The sequence below is a fragment of the Salinibius halmophilus genome, assembly GCF_003577475.1.
GTDB lineage: Bacteria > Pseudomonadota > Gammaproteobacteria > Pseudomonadales > Natronospirillaceae > Salinibius > Salinibius halmophilus.
Genome location: NZ_QPEP01000004.1, coordinates 225,699 through 250,003, shown reverse-complemented (window position 1 = coordinate 250,003; position 24,305 = coordinate 225,699). Strand labels below are relative to the sequence as shown.

Below are 24,305 nucleotides of genomic sequence, written 5' to 3'. Positions count from 1 at the left end.
AGCACTCTAGCGCTTAACAAAGAAACTGGTCGGTACGCCCGTTTTGCCATGCATTAATGTTGTCGATAATGCCTTGCCAAAGTGTGGTCACAGCTTCGCGTGAGGCCCAGGCTACATGTGGGGTAATGATCACATTGTTGGCATTCGCATGCTGCCAAAGTGGTGCTTCTGCTGGCATAGGCTCTTGGGTTGCTACATCAATACCAGCACCAGCAATGCTTTGCTTGGATAGTGCATCGGCCAGTGCTTGTTCGTCTACCAAGGCACCTCGCGCGGTATTGATAAAGTAAGCACTTGCTTTCATTGCGGCAAAGACTTCAGCGTCAATCATCTTGTGGTTGTCGCTGGTAAGTGGGCAGTGCAGGCTTAATACATCAGCACTGGCAACCGCTTGCCAGAACTCGGTGTAGCCGGGGCGAACTTCGTCGGCATTTTTGCGTTCGGCAAACAGCACTTGCATGCCAAAGGCGCTGGCGCGCTGAGCGGTGGCTTGTCCTAGGTCGCCACGCCCAACAAGGGTAAGGGTTTTGCCGCGCAGGTCGGTCATGGGCGCTAGTTGGCGGCAAAAGAAGGGACCACCGGCCCAGCCTTGCTGGTATTGGTCTGCTAAAAAGGCGGGCTGATTACGCATTAGGTTCAAAATCAGCATCATCGTATGGTCGCTAACGCTGTCGGTGCTGTAACCGGCTACATTGGCACAGTGAATGCCTAGTGCTTGGCAGGCTTCTAGGTCGACATTGTTGTAACCCGTAGCGGTCAGTGCAATCAGTTTAAGGTCTGGCAGCTGCTCTAGTAGCGCTCGGTCGAATACCACTTTGTTGGCAATGGCCACCTGCACACCTTGTAAGTGTTCTACTCGTTGCTCAGGAGTAGTATTGGCATATTCAATGTACTCTCCCAAGCTCGCCGGTAGGCTGGTAGTAAATTCTTGTGGAAAGGTATCGCGATCTAAAAAAGCTATTTTCACGAGTTCGACTCCAATAGTGGGCGCAAATATGGCAGTACCGTATCACGGATAACTGGCTGAGCGTCAGCATTTGGGTGCAGTCCATCCGCTTGCATTAGGTCGGCCTGCAGGGCGACTGCATCGAGCAAAAACGGTAGGTAGGCTACTTGGCGTTGCTCGGCAATGGCTCGGTACAAATCAAAAAACGGCTCGGTATAGGCGGGGCCATAATTTGGCGGTAAGTGAATGCCTACTAAAAGCACTTCGGCGTTGGCAGCTTCGATTAGGTCGATCATCCTATTCAGGTTCTGTTCGAGCTGGTTTAGCGGATAGCCACGCAAACCATCGTTGGCGCCTAGCTCTAAAATCACCACATCTGGTTGCATGCGATCTAGCACGGCAGGCAGGCGCGACAAGCCGCCGCGGGATGTTTCGCCGCTAATCGAAGCATTTAACACTTGGTGATCATCGCCTAGCGCTTCGCCAAGTAGTGGCACCCAGCCGAGTTCTTCATTGGCCAAACCATAACCCGCACTCAAACTATCACCGTATACTAGTACTGTGTCTGCCATACTTGGCAACGAAACCAGTAATATTAGGCTGAGGAAAATCTTTTTCACCATGGTCAACTCCATCATTACAACTTCGGCATTAAAGCACGAAGTACAAAGCGGTCAGGAAACTTTAACAATTTTAAAGGGTATTGACCTTACGATTGAAGCAGGAACTTCGGTTGCCATCATTGGCGCTTCAGGTTCAGGTAAGTCGACGTTACTGGGTATGTTGGCAGGGCTAGATACTCCTAGCCACGGCAGTATTCATTTGGCGGGCGAGGACATTACTAAGCTCGATGAAGAAGGTCGTGCTCGGGTGCGAGCCGAAAAAGTGGGCTTTGTATTTCAAAACTTCCAGTTGTTATCAAGTTTGACGGCACTAGAAAATGTGATGCTGCCACTGGAAGTAAAAAAGTCGACCTCGGCGGCAAACGATGCCAAAAGTTTGCTAGAGCGAGTAGGGCTAGGCGCGCGCATGGACCACTACCCAGTGCAGTTGTCTGGCGGTGAGCAGCAACGTGTGGCAGTGGCACGAGCGTTTGCCTCGAATGCGCCGATTTTGTTTGCCGACGAGCCAACAGGCAATCTTGACCGCAAAACTGGCGAGAAGGTAGCAGACTTGTTGTTTGAGTTAAATGCCGAGCGCCAAACAACGCTGATTTTAGTCACCCACGACCCTAAGCTAGCCGAGCGCTGTCAGCGGCAACTAGAAATGATTGATGGTGTGTTGCACGAGGTGAAGGCATGATTTGGCGAATGCTTTGGCGTCAACGCAAAGCCGCTGAATTATGGATTTTAATCAGCGCTTTGTTTTTGGCGGTTACCACGGTCACCGCAATTGGCTTATTTGCCGAACGAATTCAAGCCACCATTCTTAGTGAAGCCGGTACCCTGATCGCTTCCGATCGATTAGTGGCCAGTGATGGCCCACTTCCCGATTGGTTAATGGAAGCAACCGAACCCTTTGAGCGTGCTGAAATCATCAGCTTTCAAGCAACTGTGTTTGCTCAAGGGCGTATTCAGCTAACGGCGATGAAAGCTGTATCCGACAGCTACCCACTGAAAGGCACACTAGAAGTGTCTGACCGCCCGTTTGGCAACGCCGAAGTGGTACTCAGTGGCCCAGCACCGGGGAAAATTTGGTTAGCGTCACGAGTGATGGCCGCGCTTGAAGTTACACCAGGTGATATGGTGCAGGTGGGGCGAACTGAATTAGAAGTGGAAAAAGCCCTGTTGAAGGAGCCCGACAGCGCTGGGGCAGCGTTTGGGGTAAACCCTCGTGCCATGATGAATATCGCCGATGTGCCAAGCACCCAAGCGGTGCAGCCAGGATCGCGTGTAGACTACGACTTGCTGCTCGCCGGTAATACGGCCGAACTAGACAAATTAGAGCCGCTAGTGGAGGAAGCTGAAGGACTAAGATGGCGAGACCCTGCAGATAGTTCCGCTGAAGTAGGCGATGCGCTTGGGCGCGCGACCTCTTTCTTGCTGCTTGCCGGCAGTTTAGCGGTGATGCTGGCAGGCTCGGCGCTAGCAGTGGCTTCGAATCGTTTTGGTAGCCGCCAAGCCAGCACGGTTGCCTTGCTAAAAACATTGGGCATGTCACCTAAAGCCGTAGTGAACCTGTATGTGTTGCAATTCGTTTTGCTTGCCACCTTGGTAACAGCCATTGGCGTGGGCGTGGGCATTGCGCTACATGGTGTGCTGATTGAGTTATTACGAGGTTACTTTCCGCAAGACATCGAGTTTGCAGGCATGCGCGCCATCTGGCTTGGCATCGCCACCGGCGCGCTCAGCTTATTAGGCTTCGCCCTGCCACCTATTTGGTCGCTGCGCAATGTGGCGCCAATGCAGGTATTGCGCGAGCAGGGTTTAGGGCGCTCTAGTCGCCGCTGGCATCTTGTTTGGGGTGTTGGCGTCATGCTATTGCTGATTTGGCTGTACTCATCGGACTGGCTAATCGCTGCTATTGTACTCTTAGGGGTGGCAATCATTGCACTAGGCGCTTTGGTGCTGGGTTATGGCTTAATGGCGATTGCTCGCCGACTGGCCAGTGGTGCAAGCCAGACCATTCGTTTAGGGGTGGCCACGTTATATCGCCACAGGCATATCAATGCTGCTCAGTTAATGGTTTTTTCGGTCGCCATTATGTTGCTGTTTGTAATGACACTGGTGCGCACCGACTTGCTCAATACTTGGCAAGAACAGTTACCGGAAGATGCGCCAAACCAGTTTGTTTACAACCTGTTTGAGGAAGACTTGCCAGTATTTGAGCAATGGCAGCAAAACAACGGCATTGAACCACAACCCATGTACCCAATTACCCGCGGACGCGTGGTAGCGGTTGGCAGTGAAGACATTGCCGCAAGGTTAGGCAGTGATGCCTTTGAGGGTGAGTATCGCCGCGAAATTAACTTCACTTGGGCACCTGAACCAGGTACCGACAATGAAATCGTTGCCGGTGAATGGTGGCAGCCAGATGATGACCGTTTACTGGTGTCGATTGAGCAAGAGTGGGCCGAGGGCATTGGCTTGAGTGTTGGCGAGCAGATTACCGTGCGTATCGGTGGCCTTGAAGAGACCGCCATAGTTAGCAGTTTGCGCACCGTTGAATGGGACTCGCTCAACCCGAACTTCTACTTTATTTACAACAAACCGTTGTTAGATGGTGCCGGTGCAACTTGGCTAACAAGCTTTTATTTACCGAATGGCAATCAAACGGCATTGGCGGAGTTAGTAGGTCAGATCCCTACGCTGTCGCTAATTGAAGTGGATGCGATTATTCAACAGGTGCAAGACATTGTTAGCCGTGTTACGCGGGCAGTGGAGTTTGTGCTGGCGCTGGTATTGATTGCGGGGTTGATTGTGCTTACCGCTAGTGTGGTGGCTACCATAGATTTGCGCTTGCGTGAAGGCGCGTTATTGCGTGCCTTGGGCGCACCACAAAAATTGGTGAAGGGCATGCTGCTCACTGAGTTTGTAGCACTTGGCGCCCTTGCTGGGTTGTTGGCAGCTATGGGTGCCGAGGCGACCGTTGCGGTGTTGCAAACTCAAGTCTTCCAGTTGAGTTTGAGCTGGCATCCGTGGCTTTGGCTGGTAGGACCAATACTAGGTGGTTTGATAATTGGTTTTGTTGGTAGCTGGTCAACGCGCAATGTTGTAAAAGTTCCACCACTTTGGGTGTTGAGAAATCAATAAAGATCCCCATAATAGAGTACCTGAGTTAAACACTGGGTTATCTACCCGTAAATACTAAAGAGGCCAACCCTGTGGCGCTATGCTGTGGGCAACAGAGCGGTGCTGCAGGTTGAGCTGAATAAAACACAATGGAGCATTGTAAATGAGCGTATTAGTAGGCAAAAAAGCCCCTGATTTCGAAGCTGCTGCGGTTCTTGCCGACGGTCAAATCGTAGAGAACTTTAAGCTATCTGAAGAGATCAAAGGCAAATACGGCCTAGTGTTTTTCTACCCACTAGACTTCACTTTCGTATGCCCGTCTGAGCTGATCGCTCTAGACCACCGCACAGCTAAGTTCAAAGAGCTTGGCGTAGAAGTGATTGGTGTTTCGATCGATTCACAGTTCAGCCACAACGCATGGCGTAACACTAAAGTTGAAGATGGTGGCATTGGTCAAGTTGGTTACACGCTAGTCGCCGACGTTAAGCACGAAATCTGCCAAGCTTACGACGTTGAGTCTGAAGGCGGCGTGGCATTCCGTGGTGCTTTCTTGATCGACAAAGAAGGTGTTGTACGTGCACAAAATATCAACGACCTACCACTAGGCCGTAACATTGATGAGCTAGTACGTTTGGTGGAAGCGCTACAATTCCACGAAGAGCACGGCGAAGTTTGCCCAGCTGGCTGGAACAAAGGCGATAAAGGTATGAAAGACACGCCAGAAGGTGTTGCTTCTTACCTATCTGAGAATGCTGAAGCGCTATAATCTGCGTTTTTTTAGCAAAGAAGCCGAGTCATTGAACTCGGCTTTTTTTATGCCTAATCGTCGTCTAATCTTCACCCATGATTTGGCTGAGGATTCTCCGTGCAGGGAATAGAATCAAAAATAGTTTGGCGTGCTGTCGGGGCTGCTGTATCGATGGCCTTAATTTTGTGTGTGACAAGTATTGGGCTGGTTTTACATGCTGCAAACTTGGCAGCGCAAGCCCGAGTTGATACGGCCATCCAGCAGGTGAACGATATTGCCATTCAATGGATTTCTACACGCGAACGGTTAAAACTAATCGACCCTCAAGCCTGCGACCCACAAACCTTGGTCAGTATTCGCCAAGAAACCTTGCTTAATCCCTATTTACTAGAAGTGGTTCTGCTAAATGAACAGGGCATGTATTGTTCAAGTATTCAAGGCCTACTCGACCCCGCATTGCCTATTCCGCAAGCGGAATATTATGACTCCGACACCGGCGCGCGCATTAATTCAAGTGCAGCGGTGCCCTCGCTACCCACGTTTAAGACCTGGATGACCAATTTTGATAGTTTTGCCGGCTACCTAGATTTGCGCTCAGTTGTGGCAATCGATGAACAAACTGAGCTGTATCATGTAGATGAAAACGGCGCTTTTCTCGCTTATGCCGGTGGTAAGCGGGGCTTAGTGAATAAATTTGGCACACTGGGAACAGGGGTGCGAACTCAGTGCTTATCCATTCGTTATTGCATTACTGCTAAAGCTGACTTTGCAACATCCGTTCGCCTGTACTGGTGGCTGTTTGCCGTGTATTTCTCGGCAATGATTGTTGTGGTTGCTGGTGTCTACATGGCTGCTCTAAATCTTTGGCGAAACTACTTTTCACCGGTTTCACGAGTGTTGCGCGGCATGCAGAACCGGCAAGGGTTATACAATGTGTATCAACCAATTATTGAACTTGGCACCGGCGAGGTAATCGGCTGTGAGGTGTTAAGTCGTTTTGAAGATGAGTTCGGTCGTCTGCGCCCAGATGAGTTTATTCCATTAATACCCCAGCAAAAAACCTGGCTATTTACCGAGCACGTAATGCAACGTGCTTTTGATGACCTAGCCGGGGTTGCTTGCCCGTCCATTTCTATCAATGTCTACCCACACGACTTGGAAGACTTGCAAAAACTGCAATCGAGCAGGGGGTTGAAAAATGCCAAGCACACACCGTTTAAGCTGTGTTTGGAAGTGCTAGAAACTGAAATTCGCAATATGAATGCTTTGGTACACTCAACAAAGTGGCTTAGAAGCCAAGGTTTTAGTATCAGTATCGATGACTTCGGCACTGGCTATTCCAATTTGCAAAGCTTAAATCAGCTGGCTTTTGATTACCTTAAAGTCGACCGCAGTTTCACTACTGAAATTGAGTCAGCTGCTATCAAGTCGTCGATGTGGCCAAACTTAGTGGCGCTAGCCGAAGCTTTAAAGGTAGTGATTATTGCCGAAGGGGTGGAAAACCAATCGCAGTCGCGAATTCTTAATCATTTAGGGGTGCGCTACTGCCAAGGCTACTTTTTTGCTGCACCAATGAAAGCTGACGCATTTAAAGCGTTTTTGCTTGATCCGCATCTCTGCCAATCGTGAGTCAGTATTGCTAGCATAGCGCCTTGAATGGGAGGTGATATGTTGGATCAAGCAGTATTTGAGCAGTTGGCAGCGAATAAAAGGCGTATTGTGCTGGCCTGCAGTGGTGGGGTGGATAGCATGGTGTTGTTGCATATGCTGCGCCAAACAGCGGTGCGACAAAAACTGCTGGTCGTACATATCAATCACCAATTGCAACCACAGGCTAGCGACTGGGTTGAGTTTGTGCGCCAGCAATGTGGTGATCTGCCAAACAAAACCATTACCGTTACGGTGCACGACCTAGGTCAGGGGCTCGAGGCCAGTGCTCGCCAAGCGCGCTATCAAGCGTTTGAACAATTGCTTGGCAAAGATGATGTGCTGCTCACTGCCCATCATATTGATGATCAAGTCGAAACCCTATTTTTGCGAATGTTGCGTGGAAGCTCTCTAGCCGGGTTGTCGGGTATGCAAACATGGCGGCAATGTGGGCGTGGCATGCTCTATCGGCCGTTGTTGTCAGTAACGCGCGAGACCATTGTGGCTTATGCGCAGCAGTATGATATTCAATGGATCGAAGACCCAAGCAATGTAGATACCCAGTACGATCGCAATTTTTTACGCCAGCAGGTGCTGCCACTCATTCAACAGCGCTGGCCGCAATATCAGCAGACCATCGAGCGCGCGCGCCAACATATTGCAGTGGCCAGTGAAACACAGCGTGAGGCTTGGCAAACTGAACTCGAGCACAGGTTAACCGCACAGGGTGCCTTAAAAGTAGTGAACTTTGATGCGCTGGCGCAGGCAGATCAGCTAGGCCTCCTGGCTTGCTGGTTAGAGTTCCATGACCAGCTGGTGCCAAGCCAACAGTATTTAATGACGCTGATTGAACAACTGATCGACGCTGGCGCCGATCGGCAGCCAAAAATGCGCTTGGGGAATCGCGATATTCGCCGCTTTGGCTCGGCCATCTTTTTATTGCCCGAGTTAAACGACGCTCAGTGGCCTCAGGTTGCCCTAACACCAGAGCAGCCGCTAGTGGTCGAAAAGTTAGGCACCTTAACCCTACAACCGGCACAAGCTGATGGCTTTCGGCCTGTGTTGTCGGTTAACCGCTTAATGGTGCAAACACGACAAGGCGGCGAGCGCATAACCCCACCGCGCCGTGGTGGGTCACGCGATGTAAAACGGTTGTTGCAGGAGTACCGCGAGGCGCCCTGGTGGCGCGAAAGACTGCCAATGTTGTATGTCGATGGCGAGCTGGCAGCGGTAGCAGATTTAGCGATTGATGAGCAATTTGCAGCCAAAACTGGGGAAATGGGCTATCTTGTTCAATGGCAACGCCCTGGAGAGGTTGAGCTGCTGTAATCGAAACGCAACAAATAATCTATTTGTCTGCATTGAGCTGGGCGCATTGTTTCGCTATCATATGCGCCCGTCTTGAGTAACCCTCTCCTTTGGTTATCCGACACAACTAATTTGACTCAAATCTCCGCTGGCAGAACCTGTCATTGGCGGGGTTTTTATTATTTGAATTTAAGGTGATCTATGACTCGTTTCGTCTTCGTGACTGGTGGTGTTGTTTCGTCGTTGGGCAAGGGCATTGCCTCAGCATCATTGGCAGCGATCCTAGAAGCTCGTGGTATTAATGTCACGATGATGAAGCTTGACCCGTACATCAACGTTGACCCGGGTACTATGAGCCCGTTTCAACACGGTGAAGTATTCGTAACCGAAGACGGCGCTGAAACCGACCTCGACTTGGGTCACTACGAGCGTTTCATTCGCACCAAGATGTCACAGCGCAATAACTTCACGACTGGCCGTGTATACCAAGATGTATTACGTAAAGAGCGCCGTGGCGACTACCTAGGTGGCACTGTACAGGTAATTCCACACATTACCGATGAGATCAAGCGCCGTGTCATTGATGGTGCTGGTGATGCAGAAGTGGCGATTGTTGAAGTGGGTGGCACAGTTGGTGATATTGAGTCATTGCCATTCTTAGAAGCCATTCGCCAGTTACGTGTTGAGCTGGGTTCTAACCGTGCGTTGTCGATTCACCTAACGCTGGTGCCATATATCGCCACAGCCGGCGAAACGAAAACTAAGCCGACGCAGCACTCAGTTAAAGAAATGCGTACCATTGGTTTGCAGCCAGATATTTTGCTGTGTCGCTCTGAGCACAAGATTGAAAAATCTTCGTTGCGCAAAATTGCCTTGTTCACCAATGTTGAAGAGCGTGCGGTGATTCCGTTGGAAGATGCCGACACCATTTACAGCATTCCAGCAAGCCTAAATGCCCGTGGCTTGGACTCACTTATTGTTGAGAAGTTCGGCTTGCAATGTGGTGAAGCTGATTTGTCTGAGTGGAACGACGTAGCAGACCGTAAACTAAACCCAGAAAAAGAAGTGACCATTGCCATGGTTGGCAAGTACATGGAACTTCTTGATGCCTATAAGTCGTTGATTGAATCAATTGACCACGCTGGTATTCGCTCACGCACAAAAGTGAAAATTGAATACATAGATTCTGAGCGCGTTGAAAAAGAAGGCGTTGAGATTCTTAAGAATGCTTCAGCTATTCTTGTTCCAGGTGGCTTTGGACACCGTGGGGTAGAGGGCAAGATTTTGGCTGCCCAGTACGCCCGTGAAAACAAGGTGCCTTACTTGGGTATTTGTTTGGGTATGCAGGTTGCTGTGATTGAGTTTGCCCGCAACGTCGCTGGCCTTGAAGGCGCTAACTCTACAGAGTTCGACAAACAATCTCGCCACCCTGTTGTAGGCTTGATCACCGAGTGGATTACTGCCGATGGCTCTAAAGTAGAGCGTGATGAAGCTTCTGATTTGGGCGGTACAATGCGCCTTGGTGCGCAAGACTGTGTGCTAACGCCGGGCTCAAAATCGGCTGAAGCTTATGGTGCCGAGCGCATTTCTGAGCGTCATCGCCACCGTTTTGAAGTCAACAACAACTATGTTCAGCAGCTTGAAGATGCCGGCTTGGTCATCGCAGGTAAATCGGCTGATGGCACCCTAGTTGAGATGGTAGAAGTAGCAGATCACCCTTGGTACGTGGCTTGTCAGTTCCACCCAGAGTTCACCTCGACGCCACGCGATGGTCATGGTTTGTTCTCGGGCTTTATTGCCGCAGCTTTGGCTCAGCAGAGCAAGTAAACTTAACGGCACAAAAAAACGCTGGGCTTAAACCCCCAGCGTTTTTTTTGGCCTTGAAAAAATCATCTCATACTTGTGATATTTGATCATTTAGATTTGATCAATCTGTCTCTAACAACTCTACTTATTGCTCAGTATGGTTGCCCTTTATCGCTTTGCCTTTACTAGGAGGTCGAATGGCCGAATCCACCATGGGTGATTTTCTTCGCCGCTTAACGCACTTGGCAATTCCGATCAGCATTCAGATGGTGCTGTTCAACTTGTTATCGTTAACCGACGTGCTGATGTTGGGAGTATATGGCGAACAGCAGGTGGCTGCAGCTGGGCTTGCCTCGCGCGTTATTTTTGTCACGGTAATCGTATTAGTTGGTGTGAATGCGGGAGCTTCCATCTTGGGGGCACAGTATTTCGGCGCGCAAAACTATTCTGGGCTTCGCCGAGCTTATGCCATGGCCATGGCGATCGGCTTTGCAATTATGCTGCCTATTGCAGTGCTGTTTTTGGTGTTTCCTAACTTTTTAACTCAGTTGGCATCGAGCGATGAGGTTATGCTGGGTTATTCCGGCGACTATTTGCGTATTGTTGGCCCAACAGTGCTGATATCTGCCGTGGTGATTACGCTTGAAAATGCCATGCGCACCATTCATAAAACAGCCGCGCCAACCTGGATCAGCGCCGGGGCAATCGTAACCAATATTCTTTTCAACTGGTTGCTTATTTTTGGGGTAGGTCCGTTCCCCGAGATGCAAATAGTTGGGGCTGCATGGGCCACCCTCTTTGGGAGAATTGTTCACCTAGGCCTAGCACTATATTTTGCTTATAAGGTTTACCCGGTACTAGCGATTAAAAAGCCGGATTTCGCTGTGTTGAAAGACCGGCTGGCGCTGAAAAAGTTTGCCAAGTTATCTACGCCACTTATTGTTAATGAAGCGCTTTGGGTAGGAGGCATCTTCGCATATAACATTATTTATGGACGCATGGGTACTGAGGAACTTGCTGTGGTGAACATGTTGGCACCGTTTGAAGGGGTGCTTCTGAGCTTCTTCATAGGAGCCGCCATAGCAGCCTCAATTATGGTCGGCAATGACTTGGGCGCCAACAACTTCGAAGGGGCTAGGCTCAACGCCAAGCGTTTGTTGCTGGTATTTCCAGCGCTGGGCGCTCTGGTTGGCTTGCTGTTGATTGCCTGCATGCCGTTGCTCGAATTGTTCTACTCAGGTGTCTCCGAGAGCACTATGGCGCTGGCCAAGTCGCTGCTGATTATGATGGGCCTGATTATGTGGAGCAAGGTTTGGAATATGTGCTGTATGCTTGGGGTGTTGCGCGCCGGTGGCGATAACAACTTTGTGCTCTACGCCGAGGTCATCACCATGTGGTTTGTTGGGGTGCCACTGGCTGCGTTGATGGCATTTGTTTGGCAGTTCAGCTTGCCGATTGTCTTTCTGGCAACCTTTGTTGAAGAGTTACTGAAGGGCATTGCGGCATTTTGGCGTTATCGTGGTGAAAAATGGCTGGCGAACCTCGTCGAAGACGACACGCCTAGTAATAGGGCCGAATCAAGCTCTGAAACATTTCTAGGTTAAGTGGCTTGGTAGCACATTGATTTATGCCGATGCTCAATAACCCGTCGAAGTCATGTGGGGTGATATTGGCACTCACGGCGACGATGGGTAGTTCATTAGGTGAGAAGTGCTGGCGTATGATTTTGCTAGCGCTCACACCGTCCATAACAGGCATCATTAAGTCCATTAGCACTAAATCAACCTTATGCTTTTTGACAAACTCAGTGGCGAGTTGACCGTTTTCCACGACATACATGGTATGCCCTAATATTTCTGCCATACGTTTAAAGATTATCGAATTAACGTTGTTATCCTCGGCTAGCAAGATAGTGAGCTGTTTGTCAGTGTCGAGCTCTAGTTCAAGTGAGTTTGCTGGGCTGGCGGGAACAGATATCTGAAAGCAGCTGCCATTTGGTTGGTTTGGCTGGTATTCAATGCTGCCATGCATTTGCTCAATCGATGCTTTGGCTAGTGGCAAGCCAAGCCCTATCCCTGTATTGGTGCGAGTCCACTCACGCTCTATGCGATGCAAGGGTTCAAACAGGTGTTGAAGTGCATCATTGTCGATGCCGCTACCTGTATCACAAATACAAATTTGTAGATTGTCCTCGGTAAACTCGGCGCGCAGACTGATGTAGCCTTGCACGGTGAACTTCAGAGCATTGGAGGTTAGTATCCTGAGCACTTGTGCAATACGTTGCCAATCTAGCTCTAATGACAGATCTTTCGGAAGCTTGTTTTGATCAATGATTTCGAGCTGTTGCTCCCTGGTCATATTGATCAGCGTGGTGATTTGCTGTTGCACCCAGTTATGTGCGTTGTTAACTGACAGCTGAAGAGATGCTGCTTCGTCACTTAGCAAGTTGAACTCAATTATATCCTCGAAGGTATACACTAATCGGTCGATAGCCGTTTGCATCATTAAGTGCGAATCAAGGTTTTCGCGTGTTGCTTGTGACTCGATACAAAGTGAGTTAAGACCCATTACCGCATTCAGTGGCGTGCGAATTTCGTGGGTAATGTTGTTGATGAAGTTGGTTTTCACTTGCGAGGCTTGCTGCGCTTGGAAGATTGCTTCCTGCAGTTCCACTTCCGCGGCGCGCAGCTTGGCGTTTTCTTCCTCTAAACGGCGGTTGTACTCATAGATTTCGTTGTTCGTTAGAACAAGGTGTTCTGCACTCGCACGCGCGGTAAACGGCCACATTAGTAGTTTTCGTAACGCATTGAGTGGACCGCCTGTTTTTGGACAGCGAAAGCGGTACTCACAACCATTTGGTACAAGCGACATGGTGACATCAATAGGGGGCAAACCATAGAGTTTCGGCCAGCCCTTCACAACACCCAAAGAAGTTAGAAAGAAGGCTTCTATAGGCTCGGCATCATCTATTAAGTGCAGGCGAATAACAAAGTTGAGCTGATGGTCATGTGAGCACTCAGTGTACACACAAGAGGTGAGTGACTTGTTAAGCTTGGACTTGTCTTGGTTGTGATACCACAGGTAGAACTCGGGCAATGTGTACAGTGTTCGCGCGATTACGCCAAGCATTTGCACCACAGGGGTTTCAAATATGCCGAGGCCAATATCAATAAAGTCCTGGCGAGTGTAGTTGCCATGCTGCTCGATATTGCGAAAAATCTGGCTGAATTCGGCCCAGGTGATGCGCTCTTTAGGGTCTTTGAGGGTGGCTAGCGACAGCTGAGTGTCACGCACAACTACGCCATGGTCTACGCCATTTTTAGTAAGCGAATCAAAAATTGTTGCTAAAACTTTGCACGAAACTGCTTTTTCCATGATTGCCCCGCCGTTAGTATGTACAGCGTAGAACGAAATAAAAAAAAAGGCATAGTATGAAACATATACTTACCGGGGCAGTTTTATTGTTGGCAGGGTGTGCAACCATGCCTGAGCTTCCTGAGCAGCAGCCGTTTGAACTAAGCGTAGAGGCGCCATTAGCCGAACTAACAGGTGTGCTCTATACGCGTGAAAGTGATGAGACACAACGCAAGCTTCTAGCGCTCGTTGAGGTGTATACCACGATTAATGAAGCCTTAGTGCGCTGTGATTTTGCCAGTGCGACGCTGTCAGTCGACTCGATTGGCCCAGATGCTTATCAAGTTAACTATCAATGTGAGCAAGCGGTCAGCATTGAGCCCACGGCTGAGGTTGCCGAACTAGCCTCTACCTGTACTTTGCCAAGCGAAGCGCAGCCAATACTCACTGAATGGCGAGGGCGAAAGCTACCTCTAATGGCTTATCAGGGTGGCTTTTCTGTTTCTTCAGTGCCACCTATGTCACCTGAGTTGGCACAAAACTGGGCGGAGCAAACCATCTTGGCGAATGCTTTGGCAGAAGGGTATGAATGCAAAGCCTTGGTCATCGACCCAGTATCACCTGAGTGCGCTCACTATGGCTTTGCTGTTCGTTGCAGCAACTAGTTGGTTAGGCGGCAAGTTTAGCGAGCAAGGTGAGCGTGGCTCGCTCAAAGTCCCCATCGTCCATGCCTTTTGCTAGACGGTCGAGTTTGCCGGCTAGCTTCAACAACTGTTCTACCTTGCTAGTGCTGTGGCGCGCTGCTGCGCGCTCAAAGTGTTTGGCGCGCGCAAAGTGCGGGCGCATGTAAGGGGGTAGGGCATTATTACCCTTGCTTGAGATCATTAATAGCGTGCGCAAGTCGTTGGCAATCGCCCAGCTTAATAATGGCTCGGCAACGCCCTCAGTAATCAGGTCACGTTGTATTTTAACAGCAGCATCTAAGTTGCCTTGCAGGGCAGCGTCGAGCAAGTCTTGCGGTTTATAGCGGCTAGAGTTGGCAACTAACTCCATTAGTTGTTCGCCGGTTAGTTGGCCTGGCTCGCATAACAGTTTGAGCTTTTCTAACTCTTGCATGGCTGCCAGTAGGTTGCCCTCGGTGCGCTCGGCTAATAGCGACAATGCACTTTGATCGAGCTGAAAGCCTGCTGCCGAGGCTCTGCTGGCTAACCAGTTGGGAAACTTAGCTTTATCCATTGGCCAAATTTGCATGAGTACACCGGGCAACGCCTGCAGCCATTTGGCTGAGGTTTGTTTTTTATTCATTGCTGGTGTGCGAATCGATATGGCGAGCGTGTTATCTGCCAGCGGTAGTATGCGAGCCAGCTGTTTTTTATCTTCTTCACTTGGTAGCTGAGCAAAGCGGATATCAAGCAGTTTAAGGCTTGCAAATAACGACATGCCACCGGCTTCTTGTAGCACGTCGTCCCATACGGGCTGGTTCTTTTCTATTTGAAAACTAAAGCGTTCGGCGCCTTGAGTACGCCAATGGCTAGCAAACTGATCGGCAGATTCATTGACCAATAATGGCTCGTCACCAGCAATCCAGCAAATTGTGCCAAGGTTTTGCCCCAGTTGTTCAGGCTTGATGATGTTCATAGGCTTGAATTTCCTCACCAATCTGGCGACCGAGTTGCTCTAATAATTGCTGACGTAGTTGCTGGACTTGGCTGTCGGATTGATAGCCGCCAAAGCCTTGTGCTGGTAGCTCGCCACTAAGTACCGATTTGCTGCTACGCAGGGCGAACTGACCGGCTGGCCGGTGCGCCCATATCACCGTAATCGTTAAACGGTTGCCAAACGTTAAACTCTCTACTTTGCGCAGGGTGAGTTGGGCTTCAGAGTTTGCCTGGGCCTGCACACCTGCCTGCGCTAAACCGCGGCGCAGGGCGGGGTCGTCTGCTAGCGAGAGTTGCGAGGTAACACGAATACCCAAAGGCTCAGGCGTGCTGGTTAGTGCACAGCCCGAAAGCCATACACTAAACAGCAGAGCAGCTAGCAGGCTCGCGGCCTGCTTTCTGCTGGCTAACTGCACTTTACCCAACAACAATGTTTACCAACTTGTTTGGTACAACAATGACTTTACGAACGGTTTTGTCTTCCATAAAGCGTTGCACATTTTCATCGGCTTTGGCAGCGGCTTCGACCGAGTCTTTATCGGCATCAGCTGCGACTTCAATGCGCGCACGCACCTTGCCGTTCACTTGCACGACGTAAGTGATGCTGTCACGCGTTAGTGCTGATTCATCCACTTGTGGCCAGCCAGCGTCGATGACATCGCCTTCGTTGCCCATCGCATTCCACAATACGTGTGTGATATGTGGCGCCACCGGTGCAAGCAGTAGGATTGACGTATTCAAGGCTTCGCCAACCACTGAGCGCTCAGCTTCAGAGTTTGGCTTGGCTTTCAACGTCGCGTTCATCAGTTCCATGATCGCAGCAATAGCAGTGTTGTAGCTGTAGCGGCGGTCGTAGTCGTCGGTTACCTTGCCAATGGTTTCGTGTACCTTGCGGCGCAAGTTTTTGTATTCATCACGCACGCCTTCAACCGATAACGCAGGCGTTGGGCCTTCCTCAGTGAAGCTGCTCACAGCACGCCACAAACGCTGTAGGAACTTATGGGCACCCGCAACACCGTCGTTGCGCCACTCTAGTTCTTGCTGTGGTGGCGCAGCAAACATCGCGTACAAGCGCGCTGTGTCAGCACCGTATTCTTCGATAAAGGCTTGTGGGTCAACGCCGTTGTTTTTCGACTTCGACATTTTCTCCATGCCACCTAGTACAACGGCATCGCCAGTTACTTTTTCCGTTGCGCCGATGACTTTGCCTTTGTCGTCTTTTTCGACGTTCACTTCTTCAGGCGACAAGTAAATCTTGTTACCACCTTCGCCAAGCTTGTAGAAGGTTTCGGCCAATACCATACCTTGCGTTAACAAGCGTTTTGCTGGCTCGTTGCTTTCTACCAAGCCCGCGTCACGCAATAGCTTGTGGAAGAAGCGGAAGTACAACAAGTGCATGGTTGCGTGTTCAACACCACCAATGTACTGGTCAACTGGTAGCCAGTAGTTCGCTTCATTGGTGTCTAGCATGCCTTCGCTGTAGTTTGGCGAGCAGTAACGCGCGTAGTACCAGCTTGATTCCATAAAGGTATCAAAGGTATCAATTTCACGCTTGGCCGGCTGACCGTCGTAAGTGGTGTCTTCAAACTCAGGGTTGCCAATGAGCGGCGAAGTAGCACCGTCCATGACCACGTCTGTTGGTAGGCGAACTGGGAACTCTTTCGCTGGTACCTGAGTGCCATCTTCTAGGTTCACCATAGGAATTGGTGCCCCCCAGTAACGCTGACGGCTCACACCCCAGTCACGTAGACGGTAGTTAACAGTTTTTTCACCTTTGCCTAGGCTTTCTAGCTTGGCAGCGATTGCATCAAAAGCGTCAGCAGAGCTTAGGCCATCGAATTCGCCCGAGTTCACTAGTACACCTTTTTCAACAAAGGCTTCTTCGTCTAGTTTTAGTTCTGCTGCAGAACCTTCAGCTGGCGCGATCACTTGTTTGATTTCGATGCCGTACTTAGTAGCAAACTCGTAGTCACGCTGATCGTGTGCTGGTACCGCCATTACAGCGCCGCTGCCGTAATCCATTAAAACAAAGTTCGCTACCCATACAGGTACTTGCTTGCCAGTGATTGGATGCGTGGCAAACAAGCCAGTTGCCATGCCTTTCTTTTCCATCGTGGCTAATTCGGCTTCCGATGTGGTGCTCTTAGTACACTCTTCGATAAAGCTAGCTAGCTCGGCATTGTCTTTGGCTGCTAGTTTGGCCAATGGGTGACCAGCTGCTACCGCAACATAAGTCACGCCCATTAGCGTGTCTGGACGTGTGGTGTACACCTCTAAAGAGTCGCTGACTTGCGTTGCCGCCCCTTCAAGGCCAAAGTGTAAGTTCACACCTTCAGAGCGACCAATCCAGTTTTTCTGCATGGTGCGAACGTGCTCAGGCCATCCTTCAAGGTTGTCTAGCTCGTTGATTAGCTCTTCAGCGTATTCAGTGATACGAATGAACCACTGATCAATTTCTTTTTGCACAACTGGTGTGTCACAACGCCAGCAGCAGCCATCGTGTACCTGTTCACGTGCCAATACGGTTTCATCGTGTGGGCACCAGTTCACTGCTGAGGTCTTTTTGTACGCTAGGCCTTTTTCCACCAAGGTGGTAAAAAACCATTGCTCCCAACGGTAGTATTCTGGATCGCAGGTACGCAGTTCGCGATCCCAATCGAAGGCAAAACCAAGCGATTTAATTTGGCCTTTCATGTAAGCGATGTTTTCGTCCGTCCACTTCGCTGGTGCGACGCCGTGTTTGATTGCCGCATTTTCTGCTGGCAAACCGAAGGCGTCCCAACCAAAAGGCTGCATCACGTTTTTGCCATTCATGCGCTGGAAACGGCTGATCACGTCACCAATGGTGTAGTTACGTACGTGGCCCATGTGCAGGCGGCCAGATGGGTACGGGAACATAGAGAGGCAATAGAACTTCTCTTTGTTGGCATCTTTAATGGCACGAAAAGCTTTGTTTTCTTCCCAGTGCTGCTGTACCGCAGACTCAAGCTGCTGTGGGTTATACGTCGTTTCCATTTCTTGTTCCGCTTAGTAGATCCGCTTAAATGGCAGGTTGATAAAATTTTAGGTGCGATAGCATACCGCTTCCTTCGCTTTTTTTCGATGGTAGAGCTTTACTTAAATTAAGAAGTTGAGGAGGTGCTTATGAGTCAGTTTACCAAACTATTAGAAGACGCAGTCGCAGGCTTTGCTCGCTGGCTAGAGATTGACCCAGATGCAATGAGTGAGCAGCTGCATGCATATGTGGTGGAGGGTGCGGACCCAACCCAGTTAGACTGGCAGCATTTTTTGGCTCGCATTGCCGACGGCGATTTAGACCATTTCAGTGTCGGTGAACGCGCGCCAGCTGGGGTATTAACCTGCCGAAACTGTGGCGAACACCTAACACTCAAAACCCCACGGCTATTAGAACCCTGCGTTGCCTGCTCGCATGCTGAATATGATTATCGTGGACCAACTTTAGCAGAGTAAAAACGATAGCCTGCTGTGGCTACAATAAGCAGCAGGCTAGCAATAATCAACCAGCCATGGCCTATGCGATTGTATAGGGTTTGGCCGTGGCGCAGTTCTACGCGTGCGCTGGCAGCACCCTCCTCAAAGCTCGCCAGGGATAATTTAGTTTGTCCCCATTGGTCGGCAATGAACGACTGCCCAGTTTGAGTAGCTCGAACCGTCCAACGTCCGTTCTCAATGCCCCGGGCAATGGCAATTTGGCGATGCTGATGCGGGCCTAAGCTTTCGCCAAACCAAGCATCATTTGAGACGGTTAATAAAACTGGTGTGTTGCCAGAAATACCAGCGCGCGCGGTGCTGGCATAAGCAACTTCGTAGCAAATCAGGGTGCTCAGTGGGTAAACATTGCCATTGTGGCGCCATTGCATAGGGCTTTGCTGATCACTGCCACGGCTGAAATCAGACATTGGCAAATCAAAAAAGTCGATTAACCCTCGCAGTTGCGCTTCAAATGGCATGAACTCACCAAATGGCACGAGCCGTTGTTTGTCGTAGCTACCACTAGCATTGCCAAACGCTTGCACGCTATTGAAGATCTGGTTGCCCGCCTCACTTTCTTTCATAAACGGTAATCCCGCAATGACGGCGGTGTCGGCATTACGCATGCGGCGGTCTAGGCCTGCTAGGTAACTTCGCGCTTGCCAGTTTGTTGCAGTGATGGCGGTTTCGGGCCAAACAATTAAGTCGGCATCGAGTACTTGCTGGTTTAGCCGTTCATTAATGTCGACGTTAGACTGCGTATTTTGCGCCATCCATTTGCTGCGTTGGTCAAAATTGTTCTGCACGAGGGCAATTTCAGCCGTGCCAACTTCGTGAGTCCATTCGAACTGGCGCATCATAGGGCCGGTGGTGAATATCAGCAGCGCCAGAGCAGCGACATACCACTGGCGGTAAAAAATAAAGCGATAGAACCCGTGGCTTGCCAACAGCAACAAAGCAGACACCCCGATCACGCCGATGACAGGCAGCCAGCCCTGCAACCACGCATGGGTTTGCGAGTAGCCAAGAAATAGCCACGGCAGGCCGGTAAACAACCATTCCCGCACCCACTCGAACAACAACCAAACAAGTGGAAAGCCCCAGCTTACCGATAGGCGTTGGTTCACTTGTTTCGCTAGATAAAACTGCGCTACAAACAAAAATGCTAAGCCTGCAACAAATAACCCTGTCAGTACCAACGATAGCCAAACAGCCGTCTCGGATACTCGCATGGAGCCATATACCCAGGAAATGCCACTGGCAAAAAAACCAAATCCAAACAACCAGCCAGCTAACAAACTACGCTGACAACGATGGAACAACCACTGACTAACAACTAACAGTGGTAGAGCTAAAAACCAAAGATTGAATGGCGCGAAGATTAGCGCGAAGCTAAGACCTACGATGGGTAGAGCTGCATAGTGCCAACGCATAGCGATTCCCTAATGCTTAAATGCTGTTTTGTCGATGCATTGTAATGATGGTTGGTTGATTTGACGATGCCTGATTTTGATCGCGCACCACAATATTCAGCTTTGCCAAACTGTGACTATACTGTTGACCACAACAATTATAAAAGAGTCGTGTATGCGCCAGCTGCCGTTAACCCAGTATCCCAAAGAGCAATTAGAGTTCTTGCTAAGTGGGATATCATTTATTCGAACATTAAAGGAAGACAACCCGCTTGAAGCCGAGTTGATACTTGGGGCTAGTCACCTGTATGAGGCTGATCCAGGCGAGCAAATTACCACTCGTGGTAGTCAGGTGGATACCCTGTACTTTTTACTACGCGGCCAGTTGCTGGTATATCCTGACGAGGATGTTGAAGACATCGCACCGGTTAGCATTGTTAGTCCAGGCCAAGTTATTGGCGCACTTGAGCTTGCGGCTGATCAGCCTGCTACCGGCTCGGTGGCGGTGGATGAAACGGTTGGACGTGCATTGCTGTTAGGCGTTGAGCATGCTGTGTTGGGGCGTGGGGTGATGCCTGGCTTGATTCACCCCGAAACCAAGGTGTCACTGTTGCGACTAATCGCCAACAATGCTCGCTGGCGAGTTGATCAATATCGTAGCCGTTATCCAGATTGCCCACACGCTAGCCGTATGGGTGAAATACCCATTGCGTTGGCGCAGACGCAAACCAATAAACAGATTGAATCTTTGGTGTTGCAGTGTACAGTCATTGCAGACTTGCTGCGCGATTGGAAAAACTGGTTGCGCCAGCAAGATGACGATATCCCAATTCTGAGAGACTTCGACAATGGTTAACCCGCGCATTGAAGGATTAATGATACGCCAAGGATCGCTAGCAGAAGCGCTTTCGGTGGCGAGCACAATCCCTGAATTCTATGACGTGGAGTCGATGCAAGATCTCTCTGCAAGGTTGCACGGCCGTCGCCATTTAATACTGGTGGCGGAAGTTAATAATTCGGTGCAAGGCTTTATGATTGCTTATGAGCGCGATCCAAACGTGCTCTTAGGTTACCTATGCGGTGTTGACCCTGCTAGCCGACGCCTCGGTATTGCCACGAGTCTATTGAGCCAGATGTCGCAATGGGCGCAATCCGAACAGTTCGATGCCGTTGAAATGCGCACCAGTAATGGTTTTACCAATATGATCCAGTTTTTATTGTCTCAGGGTTTTTATATCAGTGAACTGAAGAAAAAATCAGTGCCAAGTGATCATAGAGTGTACCTAAGTATGCCAATTTCATACTAAAAGTGAGTTTTTGCACGCTAGGCACAGCAGCTATGCGTATAGTGTTAGTGAATCCTTCATCTTTAACCCGTATGCTGATGCGGTTTAAGAATTGTGAGTGCAATGTTCGTGATTTGGAACCTATATAAAGCTGCTGTATTTGACCGTCCTAGAGCGGTTATTGTATTGCTCACCATCCTCACGGTGCTTTTTGCCTGGCAGGCACGTAACTTCCAATTAGACGCATCGGCTGAGTCGCTGGTGCTAGAGAATGACCCCGATTTAAAACTCTACCGCGAAGTATCTGACCGCTATGGTTCGCAAGATTTTTTGGTGCTTACTTATACCCCAAATAGCGCATTGTTTAGTGATGAGTCTTTGGCATCGCTGCAGGCACTGCGTGATGAAATTCGCCAAGTTGAGGGGGTTGAGTCGGTGTTGTCGGTGCTCGATGTGCCGTTATTGCAAAACCCACCTGTGCCCCTAACTGAACTAGTCGGCAACATAAAGACGTTAGAAGACCCCGAGGCTGACAAGTCACTAGGCCGACAGGAGCTATCGAATAGCCCGCTATACGTTAACTTGTTGCTCAACTTGGAAGAAAATACCACTGCGCTGCAAATTAACTTCCCTGTTGATGAAGTGTATCAGCGCTTACTAGAAACCCGAGCGCCATTGCTGGATGCCAAGATGGAGCGAGCGCTTACTAGCACTGAACGGCAGAACTTACAAACCCTAAATGAGTTAGTGCGTGCTCAAATTGCCATTAATGCCGAAAAGCACCATCAAATTATTGAGCAAGTTCGAGCCATAATGGACGGCTATGACGAGCAGGCTGAGCTTCATCTTGGTGGGGTGCCAATGCTTGCCGATGACATCATGACCTTTGTTCGCAAAGACTTAGTTAACTTCGGCATGGGTATACTGGTCTTCTTAGTCATCACCTTATTGCTAATTTTTAGGCATCTTAGGTGGGTGCTATTGCCGTTGGTGTCTTGTTCTATGGTTGTGGTGTGGATGCTGGGTATATTAGGGTTGTTTGCTTGGCCAGTAACAGTGATTAGCTCAAACTTTATTTCGTTGTTGCTGATTTTGACACTCTCTATGCTCATTCACCAGATTGTTCGCTACCGCGAGTTGCTCAGGCGCCGACCTAGTGACACGCAAGAAGCTTTAGTGGCAGATACAGTAAAAACCATTTGGTTACCTTGTTTTTATATGGCGCTCACTACGGCAGTCGCGTTTATTTCACTTGCCTTCAGTGGGATTCGACCGGTTATCAATTTTGGCTGGATGATGACCTTGGGTATCGTGGTGGCGTATCTCATTGCGTTCACTCTTTTCCCTGCTGTACTGCTGATTCTTGGCAAAAATGCCAAGGTGGCCGAGCGTAGCAAAGGTGCACCGCTAACCGGATGGTTGGCCCGTATTTCTACGCGCTATGGTGGTAGTGTTATTTTGGTTGCTGTGTTCATGACTGGCTTCACCATAATAGGGGTAAACAAGTTAATTGTTGAAAACAGCTTTATCGATTATTTCAACGAAAAAACAGAAATATACCGAGGTATGTCGGTCATTGACGAGCGTTTGGGTGGTACTACGCCACTTGAAGTCATCATTAGTTTCCCTGAAGCTGACAAGCCAGTTGTCGTTGTGCAATCACCAGAACAGACGGTGGATGATGAGTTTGGTGATGCTTTTGCTGATGACCCGTTTGCCGACGATCCCTTTGGTGACGATCCTGTTGGTGCTGACCCGTTTGCCACCGGTGAAGAAGAGGATGAATCCAAGTACTGGTTTACCCAAGATAAAATCAACGTGATTAAAGCCGTGCACGACTACCTCGATGCTCAGCCTGAAACGGGCAAGGTGTTATCGTTGGCAACCATGATGGAGATTGCCGAAGACTTTAATGACGGTGAGCCACTGAGTAACTTGCAGTTGGCACTGCTCTACTCATTGATTCCTGATGAGTTCAAAGAGTTGGTGGTGGATCCATATGTGAACGTTGAAGCCAGCGAAGCCAGAATTTCGGTACGTATTCTCGACTCTTCACCAGATTTAAAGCGAGATGAGTTTTTAAAGCGTATGCAACAAGCGCTACCTGAGGCTGCAGGTATTAATGCAGAGCGCGTGCAGCTGTCGGGCATGATGGTGCTCTATAACAATATGTTGCAAAGCCTATATCAGTCGCAAATCAGTACGCTTAGTGCTGTGATGTTCGGTATCTTTGTGATGTTTATCGTGCTGTTTCGCTCGTGGAAGATTGCCGTTATTGGCATGGTGCCCAATGCCATTGCTGCGTTGTTCGTGCTCGGGGTAATGGGCTGGGCTGGCATTCCGCTAGACATGATGACCATTACTATCGCTTCTATCACCATCGGCATCGCTGTGGATAACACAATTCACTACATTGTGCGCTTTAAACGCGAGTTTGCCAAAATTGGTGACTACCATGAGACCTTGCTGCGCTGCCACGATACCATTGGTAAAGCCATGTTCTATACCAGTTTAACCATTATCGCCGGCTTCTCGATTTTGATGCTATCGAACTTCAAACCAACCATTTATTTTGGCTTGCTCACCTCGATTGCCATGTTGATTGCATTGGTCGGCGCTTTGACATTGTTACCAAGGTTGATTGTATTGGTGAAGCCGTTTAAATAGGTTTTGTGGGTTGTACGGCGCGTTCGCGCCGGGCAACTTGTATCGCCACCGGACAATGTTTCCCGAACCTTCGGTTCGTGAAACCTACGCCTGATGCGCGCCACCGTGTTATGGCGCAATTGCTTCGCAATTACTTACGGGGCTGTCCGTCCATGGTAGGGGCTCCCGGCCTGGCCGTCCGTTGGCCAGGCGTTCGTCGCTACAAACGCATATTATGCGTTTGTTGGCGCTACGCGCCACCACGTTATGG

The 24,305-nt window shown here is 49.7% G+C and carries 19 protein-coding genes; 12 read left to right on the top strand and 7 right to left on the bottom strand.

Annotated features, from left to right (window positions below):
* Window positions 1–13 precede the first annotated feature (13 nt).
* Together DUW71_RS06120 and DUW71_RS06115 are read right to left on the bottom strand one after the other, a co-directional pair.
* Window positions 14–967, bottom strand: coding sequence for a D-2-hydroxyacid dehydrogenase (locus DUW71_RS06120; RefSeq protein ID WP_158583900.1), 954 nt, complete (start codon window positions 965–967; stop codon window positions 14–16).
* The gene (locus DUW71_RS06115; RefSeq protein ID WP_233546040.1) at window positions 964–1,569 is read right to left on the bottom strand and encodes an arylesterase; all 606 of its coding nucleotides are present in this window, start codon (window positions 1,567–1,569) and stop codon (window positions 964–966) included. Before DUW71_RS06115 ends, DUW71_RS06120 begins: the two co-directional genes overlap by 4 nt.
* On the opposite strand from DUW71_RS06115, the gene DUW71_RS06110 reads away from it, so the two are divergent.
* The 7 genes from DUW71_RS06110 to DUW71_RS06080 all read left to right on the top strand — a co-directional run bounded on the left by DUW71_RS06110 (window position 1,568) and on the right by DUW71_RS06080 (window position 11,790).
* Window positions 1,568–2,248, top strand: a complete 681-nt coding sequence (locus DUW71_RS06110; RefSeq protein ID WP_119394358.1) for an ABC transporter ATP-binding protein — start codon at window positions 1,568–1,570, stop codon at window positions 2,246–2,248. The genes DUW71_RS06115 and DUW71_RS06110 overlap by 2 nt on opposite strands.
* Window positions 2,245–4,698 carry an ABC transporter permease gene (locus tag DUW71_RS06105; RefSeq protein WP_119394357.1) on the top strand — a complete coding sequence of 818 codons (2,454 nt, stop codon included), beginning with the start codon at window positions 2,245–2,247 and terminating at the stop codon, window positions 4,696–4,698. Before DUW71_RS06110 ends, DUW71_RS06105 begins: the two co-directional genes overlap by 4 nt.
* A gap of 142 nt (window positions 4,699–4,840) precedes the next feature.
* A complete protein-coding gene (locus tag DUW71_RS06100) occupies window positions 4,841–5,443 on the top strand; it encodes a peroxiredoxin (protein WP_119394356.1) in 603 nt (200 codons plus the stop codon).
* Between the two features lie 99 nt (window positions 5,444–5,542).
* Window positions 5,543–7,054: an EAL domain-containing protein gene (locus tag DUW71_RS06095; RefSeq protein ID WP_158583899.1), complete on the top strand. Its 1,512-nt coding sequence runs from the start codon at window positions 5,543–5,545 to the stop codon at window positions 7,052–7,054.
* A 39-nt stretch (window positions 7,055–7,093) separates the two neighbouring features.
* Entirely contained in the window at window positions 7,094–8,401 is a 1,308-nt protein-coding gene (gene tilS / locus DUW71_RS06090) for a tRNA lysidine(34) synthetase TilS (protein WP_158583898.1), read from the top strand.
* A gap of 180 nt (window positions 8,402–8,581) precedes the next feature.
* Window positions 8,582–10,207: a CTP synthase gene (locus tag DUW71_RS06085; protein WP_119394353.1), complete on the top strand. Its 1,626-nt coding sequence runs from the start codon at window positions 8,582–8,584 to the stop codon at window positions 10,205–10,207.
* Between the two features lie 176 nt (window positions 10,208–10,383).
* Entirely contained in the window at window positions 10,384–11,790 is a 1,407-nt protein-coding gene (locus tag DUW71_RS06080) for an MATE family efflux transporter (RefSeq protein ID WP_119394352.1), read from the top strand.
* On the opposite strand, the gene DUW71_RS06075 is transcribed toward DUW71_RS06080, so the two are convergent.
* Window positions 11,747–13,561 (bottom strand): ATP-binding protein, encoded by a 1,815-nt coding sequence (locus DUW71_RS06075; protein ID WP_119394351.1) that lies wholly within the window; start codon window positions 13,559–13,561, stop codon window positions 11,747–11,749. The two genes, DUW71_RS06080 and DUW71_RS06075, sit on opposite strands and share 44 nt — an antisense overlap.
* A gap of 56 nt (window positions 13,562–13,617) precedes the next feature.
* Between DUW71_RS06075 and DUW71_RS06070 the strand changes: the two genes are divergently transcribed.
* Window positions 13,618–14,205, top strand: coding sequence for a hypothetical protein (locus DUW71_RS06070; protein ID WP_119394350.1), 588 nt, complete (start codon window positions 13,618–13,620; stop codon window positions 14,203–14,205).
* 4 nt (window positions 14,206–14,209) lie between these two features.
* Here the strand turns inward: DUW71_RS06070 and holA are convergent, their stop codons facing one another.
* From holA to leuS, 3 genes are read right to left on the bottom strand one after another with little or no spacing between them, the layout of a single operon-like run.
* Window positions 14,210–15,178, bottom strand: coding sequence for a DNA polymerase III subunit delta (gene holA, locus DUW71_RS06065; protein ID WP_119394349.1), 969 nt, complete (start codon window positions 15,176–15,178; stop codon window positions 14,210–14,212).
* Window positions 15,159–15,626 carry a hypothetical protein gene (locus tag DUW71_RS06060; RefSeq protein ID WP_119394348.1) on the bottom strand — a complete coding sequence of 156 codons (468 nt, stop codon included), beginning with the start codon at window positions 15,624–15,626 and terminating at the stop codon, window positions 15,159–15,161. The genes holA and DUW71_RS06060 overlap by 20 nt, the downstream gene beginning before the upstream one ends.
* The gene (leuS, locus tag DUW71_RS06055; protein ID WP_119394347.1) at window positions 15,616–18,213 is read right to left on the bottom strand and encodes a leucine--tRNA ligase; all 2,598 of its coding nucleotides are present in this window, start codon (window positions 18,211–18,213) and stop codon (window positions 15,616–15,618) included. The genes DUW71_RS06060 and leuS overlap by 11 nt, the downstream gene beginning before the upstream one ends.
* Before the next feature lie 129 nt (window positions 18,214–18,342).
* Here leuS and DUW71_RS06050 point away from each other — a divergent pair, with 129 nt between their 5' ends.
* Window positions 18,343–18,669 carry a zinc ribbon-containing protein gene (locus tag DUW71_RS06050; protein ID WP_119394346.1) on the top strand — a complete coding sequence of 109 codons (327 nt, stop codon included), beginning with the start codon at window positions 18,343–18,345 and terminating at the stop codon, window positions 18,667–18,669.
* Here DUW71_RS06050 and lnt read toward each other — a convergent pair.
* Entirely contained in the window at window positions 18,642–20,123 is a 1,482-nt protein-coding gene (gene lnt / locus DUW71_RS06045) for an apolipoprotein N-acyltransferase (RefSeq protein WP_119394345.1), read from the bottom strand. The genes DUW71_RS06050 and lnt overlap by 28 nt on opposite strands.
* Window positions 20,124–20,277: 154 nt before the next feature.
* Between lnt and DUW71_RS06040 the strand changes: the two genes are divergently transcribed.
* The 3 genes from DUW71_RS06040 to DUW71_RS06030 all read left to right on the top strand — a co-directional run bounded on the left by DUW71_RS06040 (window position 20,278) and on the right by DUW71_RS06030 (window position 24,055).
* Window positions 20,278–20,958: a cyclic nucleotide-binding domain-containing protein gene (locus DUW71_RS06040; RefSeq protein ID WP_119394344.1), complete on the top strand. Its 681-nt coding sequence runs from the start codon at window positions 20,278–20,280 to the stop codon at window positions 20,956–20,958.
* 19 nt (window positions 20,959–20,977) lie between these two features.
* On the top strand, window positions 20,978–21,409 hold the full coding sequence (locus tag DUW71_RS06035) for a GNAT family N-acetyltransferase (RefSeq protein WP_158583897.1): 432 nt from the start codon (window positions 20,978–20,980) through the stop codon (window positions 21,407–21,409).
* 102 nt (window positions 21,410–21,511) lie between these two features.
* Window positions 21,512–24,055, top strand: coding sequence for an efflux RND transporter permease subunit (locus DUW71_RS06030; RefSeq protein ID WP_119394342.1), 2,544 nt, complete (start codon window positions 21,512–21,514; stop codon window positions 24,053–24,055).
* Window positions 24,056–24,305 lie beyond the last annotated feature (250 nt).

Bases quoted from the DNA above. Each gene is read 5' to 3' on its own strand.
- DUW71_RS06110 (WP_119394358.1), top strand. From the start codon at position 1,568: ATGGTCAACTCCATCATTACAACTTCGGCATTAAAGCACGAAGTACAA.
- DUW71_RS06115 (WP_233546040.1), bottom strand. From the start codon at position 1,569: ATGGTGAAAAAGATTTTCCTCAGCCTAATATTACTGGTTTCGTTGCCA.
- DUW71_RS06105 (WP_119394357.1), top strand. From the start codon at position 2,245: ATGATTTGGCGAATGCTTTGGCGTCAACGCAAAGCCGCTGAATTATGG.
- DUW71_RS06100 (WP_119394356.1), top strand. From the start codon at position 4,841: ATGAGCGTATTAGTAGGCAAAAAAGCCCCTGATTTCGAAGCTGCTGCG.
- tilS (WP_158583898.1), top strand. From the start codon at position 7,094: ATGTTGGATCAAGCAGTATTTGAGCAGTTGGCAGCGAATAAAAGGCGT.
- DUW71_RS06085 (WP_119394353.1), top strand. From the start codon at position 8,582: ATGACTCGTTTCGTCTTCGTGACTGGTGGTGTTGTTTCGTCGTTGGGC.
- DUW71_RS06080 (WP_119394352.1), top strand. From the start codon at position 10,384: ATGGCCGAATCCACCATGGGTGATTTTCTTCGCCGCTTAACGCACTTG.
- DUW71_RS06075 (WP_119394351.1), bottom strand. From the start codon at position 13,561: ATGGAAAAAGCAGTTTCGTGCAAAGTTTTAGCAACAATTTTTGATTCG.
- DUW71_RS06070 (WP_119394350.1), top strand. From the start codon at position 13,618: ATGAAACATATACTTACCGGGGCAGTTTTATTGTTGGCAGGGTGTGCA.
- holA (WP_119394349.1), bottom strand. From the start codon at position 15,178: ATGAACATCATCAAGCCTGAACAACTGGGGCAAAACCTTGGCACAATT.
- leuS (WP_119394347.1), bottom strand. From the start codon at position 18,213: ATGGAAACGACGTATAACCCACAGCAGCTTGAGTCTGCGGTACAGCAG.
- DUW71_RS06050 (WP_119394346.1), top strand. From the start codon at position 18,343: ATGAGTCAGTTTACCAAACTATTAGAAGACGCAGTCGCAGGCTTTGCT.
- lnt (WP_119394345.1), bottom strand. From the start codon at position 20,123: ATGCGTTGGCACTATGCAGCTCTACCCATCGTAGGTCTTAGCTTCGCG.
- DUW71_RS06040 (WP_119394344.1), top strand. From the start codon at position 20,278: ATGCGCCAGCTGCCGTTAACCCAGTATCCCAAAGAGCAATTAGAGTTC.
- DUW71_RS06035 (WP_158583897.1), top strand. From the start codon at position 20,978: ATGATACGCCAAGGATCGCTAGCAGAAGCGCTTTCGGTGGCGAGCACA.
- DUW71_RS06030 (WP_119394342.1), top strand. From the start codon at position 21,512: ATGTTCGTGATTTGGAACCTATATAAAGCTGCTGTATTTGACCGTCCT.